The sequence below is a fragment of the Schwartzia sp. (in: firmicutes) genome (assembly GCF_978017985.1).
Map to the genome: position 1 here is coordinate 1 of NZ_CDXDFU010000167.1, position 19,311 is coordinate 19,311.

A 19,311-nucleotide genomic window follows, 5' to 3' on the forward strand; every position below is an offset into this window, starting at 1 on the left:
ACCGTATATCAGTGTTGGTAAAGGCGAAAAGAAAATTATTATCATCTAAGCTTTTTATGATATACTAGTTAGCAGGCTAAGTTAAAAGGAGCGTAAAGTAAAAATGGATAGAAATGATTTATGTTGGTGCAGAAGCGGAAAGAAATATAAGCATTGCCATCTGAACTTCGACCAACGTTTAAGCGAAATAAAATTTGATTTTTTCAAGGGACAGGTACGCCCGCCTCACAAAATAATCAATAATCAGAAGGATATCGAGGGAATCAGAAAGAGCGGTGTAATCAATGACGGCGTTCTTGATCTGATGGAAACTTTGATTCGTCCGGGCATTGATACGGAGACACTGGACAAGGCTGCAGGTGAGTATATCACATCTCACGGTGGTATTCCGGCGTGTCTCAACTATGCGGGCTTCCCTAAAAAAGTATGTATCTCAATAAATGAAGTGGTCTGCCACGGTATTGCTTCGCCTACCACAATCCTTAAAGAGGGCGACATTGTAAACGTAGATACTACAACGATTCTTGACGGATATTATGCTGATGCGTCCCGTATGTACCTTGTTGGTGAGGTGTCACCGGCAGCAAAGCGTCTTGTTGAGGTTGCTCGCGAGTGCATGGAGCTCGGCATTGAAGCAGCCAAACCGTGGCATTGGCTCGGTGATATCGGCGCCGCATGCGGAGAGCATGCGCACAAAAACGGATATTCCGTGGTCACGGATTTAGGTGGACACGGTGTCGGCAAGGATTTCCACATGGAACCGTTCGTGCCTCATGTGGGTGAGGCCGGTACGGGAATGCTTCTTGTGCCGGGTATGGTTCTAACGGTAGAGCCTATGATAAATGAAGGTACATATAAAGTAGTAACAGATAAGAAGGACGGCTGGACTGTGCGTACGAAGGACCGCAAGCTTTCGGCACAGTGGGAAAAGACCATTCTTATCACTGAAACAGGCACGGAGGTATTATCAAGCTGATGCTGACTTTTGAAGAACTCGGAATCCGCGGTGAAGCGGTAAAGCTTCTGAAGCATGCGGGTATCCATGAAGCAACTCCGGTGCAGGAAAAGGCTGTTCCGGTGGTTCGCGGCGGAAACGATGCGATTGTTCAGGCGCCGACGGGCACAGGAAAAACACTTGCGTTCCTGCTTCCTTTGCTGGAGCGTATGAAATCCGGTGTAGATACGGCACAGACTCTCATAGTCACCCCGACACGCGAGCTTACAAGACAGATTGGAAAGGTAGCTCAGACCGTATGTCCTGCATACGATATCCGCTCGCTGGCTTTGTATGGCGGACAGGATATTGAGAAGGAAAAAGAACGTCTCGGACGTCATCCGCAGCTTGTCATAGGCACACCGGGACGTCTTCTTGACCATATAAGAAGAAAGACTCTGCAGCTTTCACAGGCAAACAAGGTCGTTCTTGATGAAGCTGACGAAATGATGAAGTTGGGCTTTCTTGAGGATGTAGAGGTTCTGCTTAAGGCTCTTGCAGCCGACCGTCAGCTGCTGCTCTTTTCAGCGACTATTCCTGACCGCGTCCGCGCGCTGGCTCACCGTTATATGGTACAGCCGCAGGAGATTAAGGTTGAAGCAGATGCGCCGACTCTTGATGCTATTCACCAGACCATAATCGATTCCACAGAGGAAACGAAGCTTGACCAGCTCTGTGAGATTATCAATACACGCCAGCCGTATCTGATGATGGTTTTCTGTATGACAAAGCAGAGAGTTCATCAGGTTATGATGGCGCTTGCTCAGCGCGGATATCTTGTTGATGAGCTTCATGGCGATTTGACTCAGGCACAGCGGAACTTTGTAATGAAAAAATTCCGTTCCGCAGAGCTTCAGATTCTTGTTACCACTGACATTGCCGCACGCGGACTGGATATTGAAGGTGTTACCCATGTGGTAAACTACGACATTCCGCGTTCTACAGAGGATTATATTCACCGAATCGGACGTACGGGACGTGCAGGACGTGAGGGCGAAGCGATTACCTTCGTCAATGCGCGTCAGTATGACAAGCTGCGTGCTATCGAAGCGGGAATACGCAAGCATATCGTAAAACAGCGTTCTACACGCAGCCGTGAGAAAGCGAAGGCGCGTGAGCAGATTGCGGCAAAAATCCGTAAAGAACGTCAGGAAGAAAAGAAAAAGAAAGCAAAACCCCTGAGCAAATATGCAAACCGCAAGGGTGCAGAGCATAAGGGAAGGGATATGCGGAGCCGCAGAAATCCGTCAGCGAGACACGCCAAGCCCGCACAAAAGAAGAGAAGATAAGTTTTTGAGAACCTACGTGAAAATCGTAGGTTCTTTTTTGTTGTAGAAAGTTTTATACAATTGGCAGGAATTTCTTGTTCAACATAGAATATATACAAAAGTTGAAAGAATATTCTTATGTGACCTACAATAATGGCTATGGAGGGGAAATCATGAGCGAAGCGACGAATACTATTGCTATTGTTTGTGGCGGAGGACCGGCACCGGGCATCAACGGCGTTATTGCAGCCGTAACTATCGAGGCGAGAAAGCACGGTTGGGACGTTCTCGGAATGTATGACGGTTTTTCACATCTGGCGAAGCGTGAAAAAGATTACATCAGGCTTCAATATAATGATGTGAGCCGTATCCATCTCACAGGCGGATGTATTCTGCGTATGGCACGGTACAATCCGACAAAGTCAGAAGCAGATTTGGAGGCTGTTGTCGATACACTCGGCGAGCTTGGCGTAACACATCTTGTTACAATCGGCGGTGACGATACGGCATACAGCGCTGCAATGGTATCAGCACATGCTAAAAAAGCAGGCTGGACGCTGAATGTGGTTCATGTACCCAAAACCATAGACAACGATCTTCCGCTCCCCGAAGGTGTGCCGACATTTGGCTTTGAAACAGCCCGTGCCTTCGGAACAACAGAACTTCAAAATCTCATGGAGGATGCAAGAACAACTTCAAACCGTTGGTATTTTGCTATAGCAATGGGCAGGACGGCAGGTCATCTTGCGTTGGGAATGGGACGTTCATCAGGCTCGATTCTTACGGTCATTCCGGAGGAATTCACACAGGAAAAAATTTCCCTGCAGCACCTTATTGATATCGTAACAGGCTCTGTCATGAAGCGGTATAATCAGGGCAAAACATACGGTGTGGCAGTCATTGCCGAGGGCGTCATTGAAAAAATCGCACAGGAGGATTTGGAGAAAATGGGCCCTGTTGCTCTTGATGAGCACGGACATATCCGCTATGCAGAGCTTGATTTCGGAGAGATACTGAAAAAAGCAGTCCTCGCTGAATTGAAAAAATTCGGACGCAAGCCGACTATTGTTGCAAAGGATATTGGATACGAGCTTCGCTGCGCGGCACCTATTGCGTATGATATCGACTATACACGTTCCCTTGGTTATGAAGCAGTTCGTTTCCTCATGCACGGAAAGTCAGGTGCAATGATTTCCATACAAAACGAGCTTGCCGTACCGCTTTATTTCGAAGATATCCGTGACTCGGCAACAGGCCGCACACGCGTGCGCCGTGTGGATGTGGACTCCGTCCATTACCGCATTGCAAGAGGCTTCATGATGCGTCTTGAAAAAGAAGACCTTGAAGATGCTTCACTTGCTTCCGACTATGGAATGAACACAGAAGAATTCAAGAAGAGATACGGTTATCTCTTCCAGTAGAGTTGGACAAAATAAAGGCTGTATGCTATACTATCCCTTGTTTGTGACGCGCTCGTAGTCCAGTGGATAGGACGTTAGCCTCCGGAGCTGAAAGCGGCGGTTCGACTCCGCCCGAGCGCACCATGGAAAATCAGGCTGCACATGAGATGTTATTTCATGTGCAGCTTTTTCTATTTTATGGTAGGTTATCTGTGTTTCAAAATTGACTTTGAACGTGTAGTCAACTATAATTATGAGGTTAACACAATGCAGAAAACCAAACTTTTTGGGGGTTGATGAGTTTGAAGTATATGACCGGTAATGAGCTCCGCGAAGCGTATTTGAAGTTTTTCGCGGAAAAGAAAGGACATCTCCGCATGGAGAGTTTTTCTTTGATTCCTGATAATGATCCGACGCTTCTTTTGATTGGTGCGGGTATGGCACCGTTGAAGCCGTTTTTCACAGGTAAAATGAAACCGCCCCGTACACGCGTTACGACAAGCCAGCGCTGCGTACGTACAGGCGATATTGAAAACGTCGGGCGTACAGCTCGTCACCAGACATATTTCGAAATGCTTGGTAATTTCTCTTTTGGTGATTATTTCAAGAAAGAGGCTATTCCCTGGGCATGGGAGTTCCTTACAGAGGTTGTAGAGCTTCCGAAGGATAAGCTTTATGCGACGATTTATCCGAAGGACGAAGAAGCTGCAGCTATCTGGCGTGAACAGCCGGGATTTGACCCGACACATATCGTTGCCCTTGAGGATAATTTTTGGGAAATCGGCCCGGGCCCTTGCGGACCTGACTCCGAGATTTATATCGACCTCGGCGAAGAGCGCGGCTGCGGAGAGCCGACCTGCGGTGTAGGCTGTGACTGCGATCGTTACCTTGAAATCTGGAACCTCGTATTTACGCAGTTTGACCGTACAGAGGACGGAAAATATAATCCGCTGGCACATAAAAATATTGATACAGGCTGCGGACTTGAGCGTCTTGCTTCCGTAGTTCAGGGCAAGCCCTCGAACTTCGAAACAGATCTCCTGTTCCCGATTATCGAATACGCGGCTGCAAAAGCAGGTGTCGAATACGGAAAGGATGCGGAGACTGATGTTTCCCTGAAGGTCATTGCCGACCATGCACGCAGCATGTCAGTCATGATTATGGATGGAATTCTTCCGTCCAACGAAGGACGCGGCTATGTACTGCGCCGTATCCTGCGCCGTGCCGTACGCCACGGCAGACTTCTCGGTATCAAGGACACATTCCTGCCGGGCGCTGTAGATGCTGTCGTTAAAATTTATCAGGATGCTTCGGACTTCGGAGCTCTTGTTGCTAAACAGGACTATATTAAGAAGGTCATTCTTCTTGAAGAAGAGCGTTTCCATGCAACACTGTCTCAGGGTATGGAGATGCTGAATGACCACATGGAAGCACTGAAAAAAGAAGGAAATAAAGTTCTCAGCGGTGCTGACGCATTCAAGCTTTATGATACCTTCGGATTCCCGTGGGAGCTTACTGATGAGATTCTGCACGAGAACGGTCTTGAGCTGGACGAAAAGGGCTTTGAAGCTGAAATGCAGGCACAGAGGGAACGCGCACGTTCCGCTCGTAAGGCAAACCAGCGTGTTGAGGTTCCTGACCTCAGAGACCGCGTTGACGTTTCCAAGCTCCGTGTTGACGAAACTGCAACCGAGGCAAAGGTCGTCTGCATCTGGAAGGACGGCGTCCTTGTTGATGAACTCAAGGACGGCGAGGAAGCAGGAATTATTCTTGACGTAACACCGTTCTACGCTGAGGGCGGCGGACAGGTAGGCGACGCAGGACTCTTTATTTCCGAGCTTGGCCGTGTACAGGTTTCCAACGCAAAGAAGCTTCCGGACGGCACAGTTTATCATCTTTCCTACATTGAAGAGGGTATGCTGAAGGTCGGAGATACAGTTAAAATTGAAATTGATGCAGCACGCAAGCTTGCGTCTGCACGCAACCATACTGCAACCCATCTGATGCAGGCAGCACTGAAGCGTGTTGTCGGCAGCCAGGTAAATCAGGCAGGTTCTCTCGTAACACCGGAGCGTCTGCGTTTTGACTTCTCGAATTTCGAGCCGGTTACGGAGCAGCAGCTTGCTGATGTAGAGGAGCTCGTAAACGAAATTATCCTCAAAGGACAGGATGTTGAAATCTCTCACATGAAGCAGGACGAGGCACGCGAAAAGGGTGCAATGGCTCTCTTCAGTGAAAAATACGGTGATATTGTCCGTGTCGTTACGGTCCCGGGCTTCAGCATGGAGCTTTGCGGCGGTTCCCACGTCAAGAACGTCGGACAGATCGGCATGTTCAAAATCATCAGCGAAACGGGTGTCGCTGCAGGTGTACGCCGTATCGAAGCTGTTACGGGTGCTGCGGCTCTTGCCTACGCAAAGAAGAACGAAGCTCTCGTTAATGAGGCCGCTGGCATACTGAAATGTCAGGCAGATGATGTGGTATCTCATATTTCCGCGCTTCTTGACGAGAATAAGGAAATGTCCAAGAAGATTGATGAAGTCCGCAAAATGCAGGAAAAAGAGGATGCTGAGAAGCTCCTTTCCGACGTACAGGAAATCGGCGGAGTTCAGGTTGTAAAGGGCAAAGCTGATGTCGCAGGCATGGATGAGCTTCGTGAAATGGCTGATTTGGCATGCGATAAGCTCGAAAACGGTGTCGTTGTTCTCGGTGCGGCATTTGACGGCAAGGTAAACCTCGTTGTAAAAGCTTCCAAGGAAGCAGTCAAGAAGGGTATTCATGCCGGAAAAATCATCAAAGAAATGGCAGCTGTCGTTGGCGGCGGTGGCGGCGGACGTCCGGATATGGCACAGGCAGGCGGCAAGAATGCCGAAAAGCTGCCTGAGGCAATCGCAAAGGCAGAAGCTGTGATTAAAGAGCAGTTAGGCTAATAAATATGATTTTACAAGACGCGCAGGGGCTCTGCGCGTCTTTTGCAGACTAAAAAACAGAGGTAATACTTTTGGAAGTTGATATCAGCAGGACTGTCAACAGATTTTTGAAATACGGACTTGTGGGACTGATTGCGGGTGCTGTGCTCTGCTCCGGCATAGTATGGTGGTATCAGAGCAGTCACAAGGTTCTTACACTGGTAGACGCAGCGGTAGTGGGCAATGCTGTCGGGGTAAGGACCCGGGCAAACGGCACAATTACCGAAATCCTTGTAAAAGACGGGGAAAGTGTCAAAACAGGACAGTCTTTGGCGAATATTGAAGTCAAGGTCTCGGAAGAGCAGATAAAGCAGCTTGCTCAGTCTGTGGAGCTTGCAAAGCAGAATCTTGCACAGGTAAGACAGGGGACGACTGTTTCACGTCCTGTCGTCATAGAAAGCGGCGGTTCGGCGCAGCAGGCGGCCCAGCTTGAGCGTATGGAGCAGCTTTATGCGATTGGAGCTGTCAGCGCAAGGCAGCTTGAAGAGGCCAGAGCAGAGTACGAAGCAGGGGCTTCTGCGGGAAGTGTCTCTTATCAGACTGTTCATCAGCCTGCAAGCGAGCAGGCAATACGCCAGGCAGAGCTTACGCTGCGACAGGCGGAAGCCGCACTTTTAAAAGCGCAGGAGGCTTCACAGGCAACAGAGATTACTGCGCCTGTTCCCGGGACGGTGTATCTTTCAGAGATGAAAAGCGGAGATGAGGTCCGTGCGGGACAGGTTATTCTCTCGATTGGAAATTCTGAGAGCTTTTGGATAGAAGCTTACGTTGACCCGGCAAAGGGAGAATTGTTCAAATTGGGGCAGTATGTTTCCTATACGGTCGGCGGAAAAACCTTTGACGGAACTATAGCTGACATTGAACAGCCCAAGGGAAAGACGGAAAGCAATGCGGGAACTGAGGGGGTAAATCCGAATGATATCCATGCGGATAAGCTCACCATACGCATAGCGCTGCCGGAAAAGTGGGATGCGGTATTCCGTCCACAGGCAAGAGCTGTTGTAAAAGTTAATTTGTAAGGAAAAAGAGGGCATCACGCATTTGCGTGATGCCCTCTTTTGATGTACGGATAATCAGACGAAATTATGCCGTTTTTAGTTGTTGAGGTCGCACTTAATTTTTACAACAGCACCGTGAAGAACTTTGAATTCAATCTTCATGCCGCTGTCGTCAGCGTAATAAGTGTACTCCTGCATGCCATCATCGGTCTTAAGTTTGTCAGGGTGTCCATAAGCTTCGGTGATAGCACTCTCGGAAGAACCTATTGTTATTCCTGCCGGTGTTGAAATTCCACTGGAGCGGGAAATTTTTATTTCCTCGATTGTACGACGTGTATAATCGTCTAAATCAATCTTGATGCCGTTCTGAAATAAAGCTTCCTCTCCTTGGTCATGGTACGTCGGCTGTCCGAACGCAGCAATGGCTTCATCTATGTTCATGCCCGGCTTAATTCCGCCAAGAGCAATGTCTGTGCTGGGAATTGCTGCAAAACCTGTTGTACCGGCCATCATCAGAAATCCGGTCAAGCATGTTGTCAGCTCTTTGAGCAAAATATTCACTTCCTTTCTTTTTTTGTATAAGTGTATTTCCAGTTATGTATGTATATAATAATCCGAATATATAATTATTGCAAGAAAAATTAGTGGATTTTATATAAAAATAATAAAATGAGACTTATTCATTATGAGTTTTAAAATTCAACTGAATTTTATTCGAATTTATATAGGGCGTTATTAGTGCTTAGTTCCCACTTTAGAAACGGAACATGTATCAACTCAGCATCGGATAAAAAAAGCTGCCGCGCTGGTGCACGGCAGTTTTGTGAGCAGTACTATTCTGATGCAAGTATTTTTTCTTTTAGCTGTTTGTAGCGGCGCGTATAATAGGGGCCGTTCTGTGATTCCCGGTGGTCAAAACCATAAGCACGGCGGCTGACGGCAAGAACAGGGGGGGCCTGAATTCTTTTTGCAACAGCAATTCCGGAGAACTGGTTCCACCAGCGTTCCAAATCATCAATGAAAGCTTTAGGCGTAGGGAACAGTTTTTTTACAAGCCCGTGTTCACAGCCGATTTCGTCTTCCAAGGAGCCTGCCATGTACCATTCGAGTATATCCTCAGGAGCTGCTTTCTTCCATCTTTCAATGAAGGAGCGGAAGAGGTAGTCGTGGTAAGGGTACTGTATCGGGTCGCCTTGTCCTTCATCAATGTTTTGATTTGAAGACAGTTCAGCGCACGGCGGCAGGGTTATAGTTTCTTGCGGAATAACCTCACGGCCGTAGATTGTTTCATTTAAGTATTGTGCAAGACCATATACCTGATATTTCCACAGGTCGGCAAGGGCAGCAAGAAATCCGCTTTGGTCGCCGTAGAGTGTGGAGTAGCCTACAGTTGTTTCGGCTTTGTTGGCGTTGCAGGTAAAACCGCCGCCAAACACAGCAGAAAGGGCAGCCAAAACACGGGCGGAGCGGTCACGGGCCTGAATGTTTTCAGCATTAAAATCCGAAACAGTCCAATGTTCCTGCGTGTTATCGTACAGATTCTGAATCGTTATATCTTCTATCTGTGAGATTGTATGCTCTACAGATTCCTGTATCGGGACTACCGCGTATCTGCAGGACAGGTTCCGGGCGAGACGGTGAGCCAGTCCTTTTGTGGTGTCAGAGTTGAAGCGGCTGGGAAGATTTACAAGCAGGACATTTTCCGGTCCGAGCACCCTGCAGTAAAGCGCCGCAGCAACAGCAGAGTCTATTCCGCCTGAAATGCCTATGACAACTTTCTTCATTCTTATACTGTCGAGAAAATGCCGTATTCCGTAGGTGACGGCTTTATAAATTTCTTCAATCTGGTTTTCGGTGCATGCAGTATCAGTGCTTTTTGTTTCTTCGGCTATAGCTTCCAATTCGACAAAGGAAAGAGCTTCCTCGTATGCGGGGCAGGCATGGGATATCACACCTGTATTGCTGTAGACCGTGCTTGAGCCGTCAAAGGTGTAGATGGTCTTTCCGTTGTTTTGTATGCCCACATTATTGACATAAATCAAAGGTGCTTTTACTTCCTTAGCCTGAGCGGAAAAAACTCTGTTTCGTTTGTTGTTTTTTCCGAGCGTGAAAGGAGAACATGAAATGTTTACGAAAAAATCCGGCTGGTATTTTTCATGGAGGACAGAAAGGGGCGCAAGAGTGTAATCATCACTCCAGCCGTCCTCGCATAAAAGGCAGCCTATGTTGTATTCTTTACCGGATACGTTGATTTTTATCGGGGCGAGAAGCTCCTCTGTGTTTATGTTCAGCTCACGGGAGAGCTTTTCGAGACTGTAAAAATATCTGGTATCGTCGAACTCTCTGTAGTTCGGAAGCAGAGTTTTTATGACAAAAGGATACGGTGCTTTGCCGGAGGGAGGTATCAGCTTTCCGTTCTGCGCGGCAAAAAAAGCATTGTATTTTCGTATACGTCCGTCGTTATTTTTCTTTTCCCTGTCGATTGCAATATTGCCGAAAAGCACGGCAATCCCCTGCGACGCGGCGATTATATCACGTCCGTAGGATTCGCAGTCCTCAAGGAAGGACGGCTGCTCCCATGTATCACCCAAAAGATATCCGGGTACTGCAAGCTCCGGGAAAATAATAACATCCGCATTTTGCTTTTTGGCTTCATTTATAAAGGAAAGAATTTTTTCCGTGTTTTTATCGGGATGCCCCGGGATGACCTCAATTTGAGCCAGTGCGATTTTCAACAGAATCAGACCTTTCTTTTGACAATGCTGTAAAATAATCATCTGTTTCCTGCAGATGGAAAAAGTTGCCGATTTTTACATATTACGTGGAAAATCTATAATATTTTTGCTATAATGAAACAGCGGATTGGCAAATTAAACAAAAATAACTAAAATTTTGTTCAATTTAAAGTGTATGATAGCGTTCTTCTTAAATGATAATGGTATTGTATCACAATCTGGCACCAGTAGAAATCCCGAGAAGAGAGGACGAATGCAATGGAGTATATGAGCACAAGAGGAAAAGGCGAGCCCATGGAGTCTGCGGCAGCTATACTGCAGGGAATGGCAAAGGACGGAGGGCTTTTGGTTCCTAATGAAATCCCGAAGGTTGACGCCGAATTTATTGATTCGCTTCAGAATATATCATATCAGGAAAGAGCCGTAAAAGTACTTGGCCTGTTTTTGACGGATTATACGGAAGAGGAATTAAAGACATGTGTTGCCAATGCTTACGGCAATGCAAAATTTGATACAGAAGAGGTTGCTCCTGTAAAAGAGGTAGGCGACCGCACTGTTTTGGAGCTTTGGCACGGGCCTACAAGCGCGTTCAAGGATATGGCTTTGCAGCTTTTGCCGCAGCTCATGCAGACGGCACTCAAAAAGACAGGCGAAACAAAGATAATCCACATATTGGTGGCTACATCCGGCGATACGGGCAAAGCCGCTCTTGCAGGTTTTGCAGATGTTCCGCAGACGAAAATTCAGGTATTTTACCCTGAGGACGGCGTCAGTGAAATGCAGCGCCTTCAGATGGTTACCCAGACGGGAGACAATGTCCAGGTTGTTGCCGTAAAGGGAAATTTTGACGATGCCCAGACAGGCGTTAAAAAGATTTTCAAAAATGAAGTCTTTGTAAAGCAGGTAGAAACAAAGGGCGCAAAGCTTTCCAGCGCAAACTCCATTAACTGGGGGCGTCTTGTACCGCAGATTGTTTATTATTTCAGCGCCTATGCGGACATGTGCAAGTCAGGAAAGATTAACTCCGGCGATGCAGTTAATTTCACTGTTCCCACGGGCAATTTCGGAAATATCCTTGCAGGCTTCTATGCACGTCAAATGGGACTTCCAATCGGACATTTGATTTGCGCGTCCAATCAGAACAATGTTCTGACTGACTTCCTGCAGACAGGCTACTATGACCGCAATCGTCCCTTTGAGAAAACAATTTCGCCGTCCATGGATATTCTCATTTCCAGCAACCTTGAGCGTCTGCTTTATCATCTGACGGGAGATACTTCCCGTGTAACAGGCTGGATGGAAATGCTGGCTGATGATGGACTCTATGATGTCGGCGTTGGTATGCTCCAGCGTGTGCAGAATTATTTCTGGGCAGACTGGGCTGATGATGAGAAAACGAAAGCTACAATCAAAGAGGTCTACGACAAGACTCATTATGTTCTTGACCCCCATACTGCTGTTGCTTGGACTGTGGCAGATTCCTACCGCCGCAAGACGGACGACATGACACCGATGGTCATTGTGTCTACGGCCAGCCCGTACAAATTTAACGGAAGTGTTCTTGAGGCTTTGGGTGAACCTGCGGACAGCAAAGATCCGTTTGCGCTGCTGGAAGCTCTTGAGGCTAAAAATGATGTGAAAGCTCCCAAAGAACTCTCAATGCTAAAGGAAGCGAAAGTTATTCATGAGATTTCCTGCAAAAAAGACGATATGGAGAACATTGTGTTCAACTTCGCGAAAGACTGAGCTTTCAAAAGTCTGATATCTTAATCATTGAAACCGTTGGATTTTAGCCGATAATCCAACGGTTTTTTTATTTTTTCAAAAATAAATGAAAAAAATAAATTTTGTTTAGCATGAATCTTACGTTTGGTGTATAATGTACTTATTGCGAATAAGATAAGAATTTTCTTTATCGTAAAAATTTTGAAAAAAGAGGTTGACTATCACATGGCGAACATCGATTTGACACAGTATGGAATCACCGGAACGACGGAAGTTCTTTACAATCCTTCCTATGAGACTCTCTTTGATGAAGAGATGCAGCCGGGTCTCGAAGGATATGAAAAGGGACAGATGACTGAGCTTGACGCGGTAAACGTAATGACAGGCGAATTCACAGGCCGTTCCCCGAAGGATAAATTCATCGTGGAAGATGAAGTATCCCGTGATACCGTATGGTGGACATCCGATGAATATCCAAATGATAACCACCGAGCAAGCCAGAAAGCCTGGGAAGGTGTAATGGAGATTGCCAAGAAAGAGCTTTCCAACAAGAAACTCTACGTTGTTGACGGCTTCTGCGGTGCAAACAAGGATACGCGCATGGCTGTCCGTTTCATTATGGAGGTTGCATGGCAGGCGCACTTCGTCCGCAATATGTTCATTAAACCGACTCCGGAGGAAGAAAAGAATTTCAAACCGGATTTCGTAGTTTACAATGCTTCCAAAGCAAAGGTTACGAACTTCAAAGAACTCGGTCTCCGCTCCGAGACAGCTATCGTATTTAACCTCACAAGCCGTGAGCAGGTAATCATCAATACATGGTACGGCGGCGAGATGAAAAAGGGTATGTTCTCCATGATGAACTACTTCCTGCCGCTTAAGGGCATTGCTGCTATGCACTGCTCCGCAAATACCGATATGGACGGAAAGAATACGGCTATTTTCTTCGGCCTCTCCGGTACAGGCAAGACGACTCTCTCCACAGATCCGAAACGCAAGCTGGTCGGTGATGATGAGCACGGCTGGGACGATAACGGCGTATTCAATTTCGAGGGCGGCTGCTATGCTAAGGTAATCAACCTCGATAAAGATTCCGAGCCGGATATCTACAACGCTATCAAACGTGACGCGCTTTTAGAGAATGTTACAGTTGCTGCTGACGGCAAAATCGACTTTGATGACAAGAGCGTTACGGAGAACACACGCGTTTCCTATCCGATTCAGCACATCAACAATATCGTAAAACCGATTTCCTCCGCGCCTGCAGCAAAGAATGTTATCTTCCTTTCCGCAGATGCATTTGGCGTACTTCCGCCGGTCTCTGTTTTGACACCGGAGCAGACGGAATACTACTTCCTCTCCGGCTTCACGGCTAAGGTCGCAGGTACAGAGCGCGGCATCACTGAGCCGACACCGACATTCTCCGCTTGCTTCGGTCAGGCATTCCTTGAACTGCACCCGACGAAATACGCTGAGGAGCTCATCAAAAAGATGAAGGTCAGCGGCGCGAAAGCATACCTCGTCAACACAGGCTGGAACGGAACAGGCAAACGTATCTCCATCAAAGATACACGCGGAATCATCGACGCTATCCTCAATGGCGCTATTGCAAAAGCACCGACGAAGAAGCTGCCTATCTTTGACCTTGAGATTCCTACGGAGCTTGAGGGTGTAGATACGAAGGTTCTCGACCCGCGCGATACATACGCTGATAAAGCAGAATGGGAGAAGAAAGCAAAGCAGCTGGCTGAGCTCTTCAACAAAAACTTTGTCAAATACACAACAAATGAAATCGGTAAATCCCTGGTCGCAGCTGGCCCGAAACTTTAATTAAAGAATTTGAATAAATGAAGCGCCCCTGTACGGCAGAAATTGTTGTCGTACAGGGGCGCTTTTGTGTGCTTTTATTTGTCGAACATGCGGTTCAGCGGGTTTTCCTTGAAGATATTTCCCTGTTCTATGTAGCGATGAACCATTTTTTCTGATTTGTGGCGTGTCTGGCGCATGATGGAGAGCGCATCTACATCATGCTGGGCAGCGCTTGTGGCAAAGCCTCGGCGCAGGCTGTGTCCTGCGAAATCTTTGGGGTTGAGCCCTGCGGCGGCAATGTATTTTTTTACAATCAATGCCACGGATTTATCGGACATCTGTATGTCGCGAAGCTCATGATTTTTTTTGAAGGGACGGAAAAGAGGCCCTTCCTTCAGTCCTGCCGACTGAATCCATTCCTGCACCGCACGGACCGCGCAGATGGTTTTGTCAGGGGCGTAGGGGATTGCGATATTGCTTCCTTTGCCCAGCTGGTCACCCTTTGCACGGGGAATAAAAACAATTAGTCCCTGCGGGGTGAAGGTTAGGTCCTCAATCTGTACATTTACAAGCTCTGAGCGGCGGAATGCGCCTGCAAAGCCGAGGAAAAGGAGCGCGCGGTCGCGGAGCTTGGCAAGGTCGTCTATGTTTTCAAAGCAGCCTGCGAGAAGATGTACCGTTTCAAGGAGTATGGGCGCTTTTCCGTGCTGAAATGTTCCTTTTTCGCGTCTTATGGAGGCGATAGCGGCACGGACGAGGGCGCTTTTCGCAGGATTGTTTTCACGGAAATAACCTGCAGCTATATGGTTTTCAGAGATTGCAGTGATTCGGCGGGCAACGGTGTTTGCCTTTGCGTTGTCGGCCAAATCGTTTACATAGTTGACTATGGTTTCGGGAAGTGCGGGCAGAGCCTCGACTTTGTTGTAGGCGCACCAGTCAACGAAATCCCGCCAGTCGGAGTTATATGCTTTTATTGTGTTTGCCGCCTTTGCGTTTCTGAGGCGGCGTTTGCTTTTTGAAGAAAGTCCGTCATTTTCTTCGACAGCTTCATTGTTGGTGAGCACAAAAGAATCGTTCAAAATTTTTCACTTCCACTGAAAATATATCAATGTAATCATATCGCTATAAAGGCGGAAGCGCAAGATGAAAAGAGATTGATGGAAAACTGGGGAAGTATGAGTAAAATAAAGCCTTAGAGGTAAATTGCATATTTACATTTATATTGAATTTGACAAAAAATTTGGTAAAATTAAGGTGATAGACTACGGGTAGAGAATGTATTGCCGTGGCAGGAAGGGGCCGGTTATGGAAAAGAAAGCTATACTGATACGAAATGGTTCCCCGTTTTTGGTCAATGCGGTTCAGAAAAATCTGGAGGAGGCAGGCTATGAGATTCTGCCTGTAGATGCAACGGTTGCCTCGGTGAGTGAGAAACGCAAAGAGACCGATGTTCTGATTTTTTATTTGGGAAGCTTCATTGCTGATGCTGCTGAGCTTCTTGTTTATCTGAAGGATCTCTGCGTCGCGGAGGATAAGCTGCTGGTTCTTATCGGCAATCCTGATGAACTTGCCACGGTGGGCAAGACGATTCCAAACAGACTTACGGCAGCTCGGTTTGAGCGCCCTTTTGATGTGATAAAGCTGATAGACGAGCTTGACCGTCTTGTGCGTGTCAATGATGAAAGCGCGCGGAGAAAAAGCATTTTGCTTGTTGATGATGACAATGTCTTCCTTAAAACAATCAATGAATGGCTGTCAGTTAACTATCGCGTCACCATTGTAAATTCAGGTGCGCAGGCATTGATGTATCTGGCTGAGAATAAACCGGACCTTATCCTGCTGGATTATGAGATGCCGGTGACCAGTGGTCCGCAGGTACTGGAAATGATTCGGAATGAGAAAAATGTAGAAATGGTTCCTGTCATTTTCCTGACCGGCAAAGGGGACAGGGAAAGTGTCATGAAGGTTCTTGAGCTGAAGCCGGACGGATATCTTTTGAAATCTACGGAAAAGGCTGCTCTCCTGAAGTTCATAGCGGACTTTTTCGAGAAAAAGAAATATGAGCAGCTGCAGGAGATGCAGAGTGAATAAAAAAGCTGTGGCAGATGTGAAAACATTTGCCACAGTTTTTTTATGCTTCTTCAAAGATTTTTTTCAGAGCATCCCAGTCTGGTTTTTTCGCGGCATCGACAATGCGGTTATGCCGTTCGGACAATTCCTTCGGTACGCGTGTTCTTTCAAGCTCTGCAAGCACAAGCTTGATACTGTTGTAGTCGAATGAGGCAGCAAGCTCTTTTATTGCTTCATAGGCTTCGGCGAGAGACTCGCTGTCGATTTCCGGAAGGTCGGAGTTATCAGTGTCTTCTGTTTTGAAAGTGTCCAGAAGCTTGCTGCAGCTTCTGTAGAGTTCCAGCAATGCAGGTGTTTTTTGTGTAATTTCTTCAACCTGGAGCTGATTTCCTGCGTCCTCCAAATGCTTTGCCTGTTCCGAAAGCTCTGCGGCACCTATAATTCGTGCCGAGCTTTTTAGGGCGTGAACCTTAGTTGTGTAGTTTTTCCAGTCCCGTGATTCGAAAAGCTGCTGGATTTCATCAGCCTTTTCTTCTACGGATTCAAGGAATATCCGAAGTACTGACAGGTAGTCTTCTGCAGAGCCGCAATGCTGTATCCCGGCGTCTATGTCCAACGGACTGTCGGAAGAACGCAATTTTTCCAAAGTCTCATTGCTGAAAGAGGCTTTGTTTTCGGCATTGTGTTCTCCCACTTGACTATCGTCCGAAAGAGAAACGAGCTCCGGTGGAAGGTATTTTATGAGCGTAGCTTCGAGATGGTCGCTGTCTACAGGTTTTGTAATATAGTCGTTGAAGCCGCGTGCGAGATACCATTCCCGTGCTCCTGAGATGGCGTTGGCAGTCAGACAGATTACAGGGGTTTCTTTGTTTTTGCCGTTGGTCTGCGCACGTATAGCTTCGAGTGTTTCTACTCCGTCCATGTCCGGCATACGGTGGTCCAGGAAGATGATGTCGAACTGTGTGGCATTTGTCAGCTGCAATGCGTCACGGCCGCTGTTGGCATCGGACAGCTGTACTCGGGTTGTTTTCAGCAGTCCTTTTATTACTGTGATGTTCATTGCCGTATCATCCACGACCAGCACTTTTGCATTTGGCGCGGTGAAGCGTTCTTTATAGTTTTTTTGTCTGGCGACAGCGCGGCGGTACGCATTTTCAAAGTCACCGATAGGGGTCCAGTCTATTACCGGCTGCATCACTGTAAAGTGGAATTTTGAGCCCTCGCCGTAAACGCTTTCGACCTCAAGCTGACTTCCCATCAGTTCAAGCAGACGTTTGGTGATGTTCATGCCAAGGCCTGTGCCCTCAATAGTGCGGTTGCGTTTTTCTTCAATACGTTCGAAAGGATTGTACAGCTTTTTGAGGTCTTCGGGCTTGATGCCAATTCCTGTGTCTTCAACGGAAATCTTTAGTTTGATATTTTTATCGTCTGTCTTTTCAAAAGAAATTCGAAGTGTAACAGAACCTTTTTCGGTGTATTTTACCGCATTTGTCAGGATATTTGTTACAACCTGCTTTAGGCGTATTTCATCGCCGTAAAGCAGTGTCGGAAGATCGGGTGAAGCATTTACATGGAGTTCGAGACCTTTTTTGTCTGCGCGTGTCTTTACCATGTTTATAAGGTCGTTCAGCAGAGAACTGATTTCGTATTCCACAGGAATAATCTCGATTTTTCCTGCCTCGATTTTTGAAAAGTCAAGGATATCATTAATGATACCGAGAAGGCTGGAGCTGGCCGTGCGAATATTTTCTGCGTATTCGCGGATTTTGGGCGCGCTTGCTTCACGGCATATCATTTCGTTCATACCCATGATTGCATTGATTGGTGTCCTGATTTCATGGGACATGTTGGAAAGGAATTGGGATTTTGCCACGTTTGCAGCCTGTTCCTTTTGTGCTGCCTCAGCAAGTTTTTTATTTGATGCTATGAGTGCCTGCTTGTTCTCATCGAGTTCTTTGTTCTTTGCTTCAAGAATCTTTTCGGATTCTTCCTTTTCTTTTATACGATGCTTGGCATTTTTGGATTCCCGTGCAAAAAACGCTATTATCAGGAGTGATACTGCAGCCAGCGCGAGACCTATCGGCAACAGGTTGTCCATGAGGATATCGTACATACTGCGCTTATATAGTCCCTCAAGGTATTTGTAGGCGAGGGGGTCTATCTGGTCTCGTCCTATTACATTTACTCCCCGGTTAAGGAGCTTCAGCAGTCCTTCGTTGCCGATTGTTACACCGAAGCAGCGGGAGTCCAGAGCACTTAGTGGTTTTATGGAAAGCCCGCGGAACTGGCGGTTTTTGAGGAGGTCATTTACTCTTATTCCGTTTACTGTGGTACAGTCTACAGTTCCGTCTACGACTGCCGTCAGACATTCGTCAATTGAGGAGTAAAAGTAGATTTCTGCGTCGGGGTAGTTTGTCTTTATGAAATAATATTGCATGAGATTGTTCTTGTTTGCCGAGAAGCTCTTGGGGTTTTGTATGGCATTTTCATCAGCAAAAACAAGGTTGGGATTTATTGGGAGAACAGGATTTGATTGGAAAATACCTCTTTCCTCCGTAAAAAACAGGCCTCCACCGACAGGAAAAGCTACGTCTATATAGTCGTCGCCTAAATCCATGAGCATATCGTCGTAGCTGTCGTAGCCGCTATAGGTCACATTGAGCCCGGAAATCTCCAGCTGCCCGAGAATCTGAGGGATGAGGTCCTTTATAAGTCCCGTAACCTTTCCTTTGCCGGTTGTATCGCTGTAGGGAAGATAATTGTTGAGATAACCTATACGCAGGGTATCATGCTCGGCAAGCCATTTTTTTTCTTTTTCGGAAAGATTTCGGTTGACGACATCATATTTTATTTTCAGCGAATTGATAAAATGTGGTTCCTCGACCATGAGCTGCACTTGTGCTTTATTCAAATCTTCCAGAAGGTCCGGGCGGGAATGGCTCACACAAAGATAATAGTCTGAAGTGCCAAAGGCATACAGAAGCTCTGTATCGCGTCGTTCACGGCTTCCATCGCTTTCAGCAACCATTGCATCCACATTGTTTCTTTCAAAGGCGGTGAGCATGCTTGAATAATCATTGAATATTACAAGATTCGCATTGATGTTATGGTCGTTTAAAAATTTTTTCAGCACCTGCACGATGGCGCTGTCCAATACGCCGATACGTTTGTCGTTCAGCGTTTCATAGGCGCTGGTGATTCTTTCGTCGCCATTGTGCTTTATAAGGTTATATGTCTCGTTGCCCATAGGGAAATCAGGGTAACCTATAAGACCAATTCTTTTATCAGTCTTTGCAAGCCCGGCCAGCAGGTCAATCTGACCGTCTAAAAGCATTTTATATAA

12 protein-coding genes and 1 tRNA gene are annotated in these 19,311 nt (G+C 46.9%); 9 read left to right on the top strand and 4 right to left on the bottom strand.

Going from position 1 to position 19,311, the window contains the following annotated elements; all coding sequences use genetic code 11:
- Nucleotides 1-103 precede the first annotated feature (103 nt).
- The 6 genes from map (at nucleotide 104) to ACY69O_RS07510 (ending at nucleotide 7,650) form a co-directional block, all read left to right on the top strand.
- Nucleotides 104-976, top strand: coding sequence for a type I methionyl aminopeptidase (gene map, locus ACY69O_RS07485; protein WP_462332846.1), 873 nt, complete (start codon nucleotides 104-106; stop codon nucleotides 974-976).
- On the top strand, nucleotides 976-2,283 hold the full coding sequence (locus ACY69O_RS07490; protein WP_462332847.1) for a DEAD/DEAH box helicase: 1,308 nt from the start codon (nucleotides 976-978) through the stop codon (nucleotides 2,281-2,283). The genes map and ACY69O_RS07490 overlap by 1 nt, the downstream gene beginning before the upstream one ends.
- A gap of 152 nt (nucleotides 2,284-2,435) precedes the next feature.
- The gene (pfp, locus tag ACY69O_RS07495; protein WP_462332848.1) at nucleotides 2,436-3,683 is read left to right on the top strand and encodes a diphosphate--fructose-6-phosphate 1-phosphotransferase; all 1,248 of its coding nucleotides are present in this window, start codon (nucleotides 2,436-2,438) and stop codon (nucleotides 3,681-3,683) included.
- A 48-nt stretch (nucleotides 3,684-3,731) separates the two neighbouring features.
- Nucleotides 3,732-3,806 (top strand) — tRNA-Arg (locus ACY69O_RS07500).
- A gap of 152 nt (nucleotides 3,807-3,958) precedes the next feature.
- Nucleotides 3,959-6,592: an alanine--tRNA ligase gene (gene alaS / locus ACY69O_RS07505; RefSeq protein ID WP_462332849.1), complete on the top strand. Its 2,634-nt coding sequence runs from the start codon at nucleotides 3,959-3,961 to the stop codon at nucleotides 6,590-6,592.
- Nucleotides 6,593-6,663: 71 nt separating this feature from the next.
- Nucleotides 6,664-7,650 carry an HlyD family secretion protein gene (locus ACY69O_RS07510; RefSeq protein ID WP_462332850.1) on the top strand — a complete coding sequence of 329 codons (987 nt, stop codon included), beginning with the start codon at nucleotides 6,664-6,666 and terminating at the stop codon, nucleotides 7,648-7,650.
- Nucleotides 7,651-7,725: 75 nt separating this feature from the next.
- Here ACY69O_RS07510 and ACY69O_RS07515 read toward each other — a convergent pair whose 3' ends face one another.
- Nucleotides 7,726-8,181, bottom strand: coding sequence for a hypothetical protein (locus ACY69O_RS07515; protein ID WP_462332851.1), 456 nt, complete (start codon nucleotides 8,179-8,181; stop codon nucleotides 7,726-7,728).
- A gap of 281 nt (nucleotides 8,182-8,462) precedes the next feature.
- Nucleotides 8,463-10,367: an NAD(+) synthase gene (gene nadE / locus ACY69O_RS07520; RefSeq protein WP_462332857.1), complete on the bottom strand. Its 1,905-nt coding sequence runs from the start codon at nucleotides 10,365-10,367 to the stop codon at nucleotides 8,463-8,465.
- Nucleotides 10,368-10,622: 255 nt separating this feature from the next.
- Here nadE and thrC point away from each other — a divergent pair, with 255 nt between their 5' ends.
- A complete protein-coding gene (gene thrC / locus ACY69O_RS07525) occupies nucleotides 10,623-12,110 on the top strand; it encodes a threonine synthase (protein ID WP_462332852.1) in 1,488 nt (495 codons plus the stop codon).
- Between the two features lie 204 nt (nucleotides 12,111-12,314).
- Nucleotides 12,315-13,919, top strand: coding sequence for a phosphoenolpyruvate carboxykinase (ATP) (pckA, locus tag ACY69O_RS07530; RefSeq protein WP_462332853.1), 1,605 nt, complete (start codon nucleotides 12,315-12,317; stop codon nucleotides 13,917-13,919).
- A gap of 74 nt (nucleotides 13,920-13,993) precedes the next feature.
- Here the strand turns inward: pckA and ACY69O_RS07535 are convergent, their stop codons facing one another.
- Complete coding sequence (locus tag ACY69O_RS07535) at nucleotides 13,994-14,977, bottom strand: site-specific integrase (RefSeq protein WP_462332854.1); 984 nt, start codon at nucleotides 14,975-14,977, stop codon at nucleotides 13,994-13,996.
- 226 nt (nucleotides 14,978-15,203) lie between these two features.
- On the opposite strand from ACY69O_RS07535, the gene ACY69O_RS07540 reads away from it, so the two are divergent.
- Nucleotides 15,204-15,989, top strand: coding sequence for a response regulator (locus ACY69O_RS07540; protein WP_462332855.1), 786 nt, complete (start codon nucleotides 15,204-15,206; stop codon nucleotides 15,987-15,989).
- 40 nt (nucleotides 15,990-16,029) lie between these two features.
- Here ACY69O_RS07540 and ACY69O_RS07545 read toward each other — a convergent pair.
- Nucleotides 16,030-19,311, bottom strand: a 3,282-nt coding sequence (locus ACY69O_RS07545; RefSeq protein ID WP_462332856.1) for an ATP-binding protein, incomplete at its 5' end; no start/stop codon positions are given.

Bases quoted from the DNA above. Each gene is read 5' to 3' on its own strand.
- map (WP_462332846.1), top strand. From the start codon at position 104: ATGGATAGAAATGATTTATGTTGGTGCAGAAGCGGAAAGAAATATAAG.
- alaS (WP_462332849.1), top strand. From the start codon at position 3,959: ATGAGTTTGAAGTATATGACCGGTAATGAGCTCCGCGAAGCGTATTTG.
- thrC (WP_462332852.1), top strand. From the start codon at position 10,623: ATGGAGTATATGAGCACAAGAGGAAAAGGCGAGCCCATGGAGTCTGCG.
- ACY69O_RS07540 (WP_462332855.1), top strand. From the start codon at position 15,204: ATGGAAAAGAAAGCTATACTGATACGAAATGGTTCCCCGTTTTTGGTC.
- ACY69O_RS07490 (WP_462332847.1), top strand. From the start codon at position 976: ATGCTGACTTTTGAAGAACTCGGAATCCGCGGTGAAGCGGTAAAGCTT.
- pckA (WP_462332853.1), top strand. From the start codon at position 12,315: ATGGCGAACATCGATTTGACACAGTATGGAATCACCGGAACGACGGAA.
- pfp (WP_462332848.1), top strand. From the start codon at position 2,436: ATGAGCGAAGCGACGAATACTATTGCTATTGTTTGTGGCGGAGGACCG.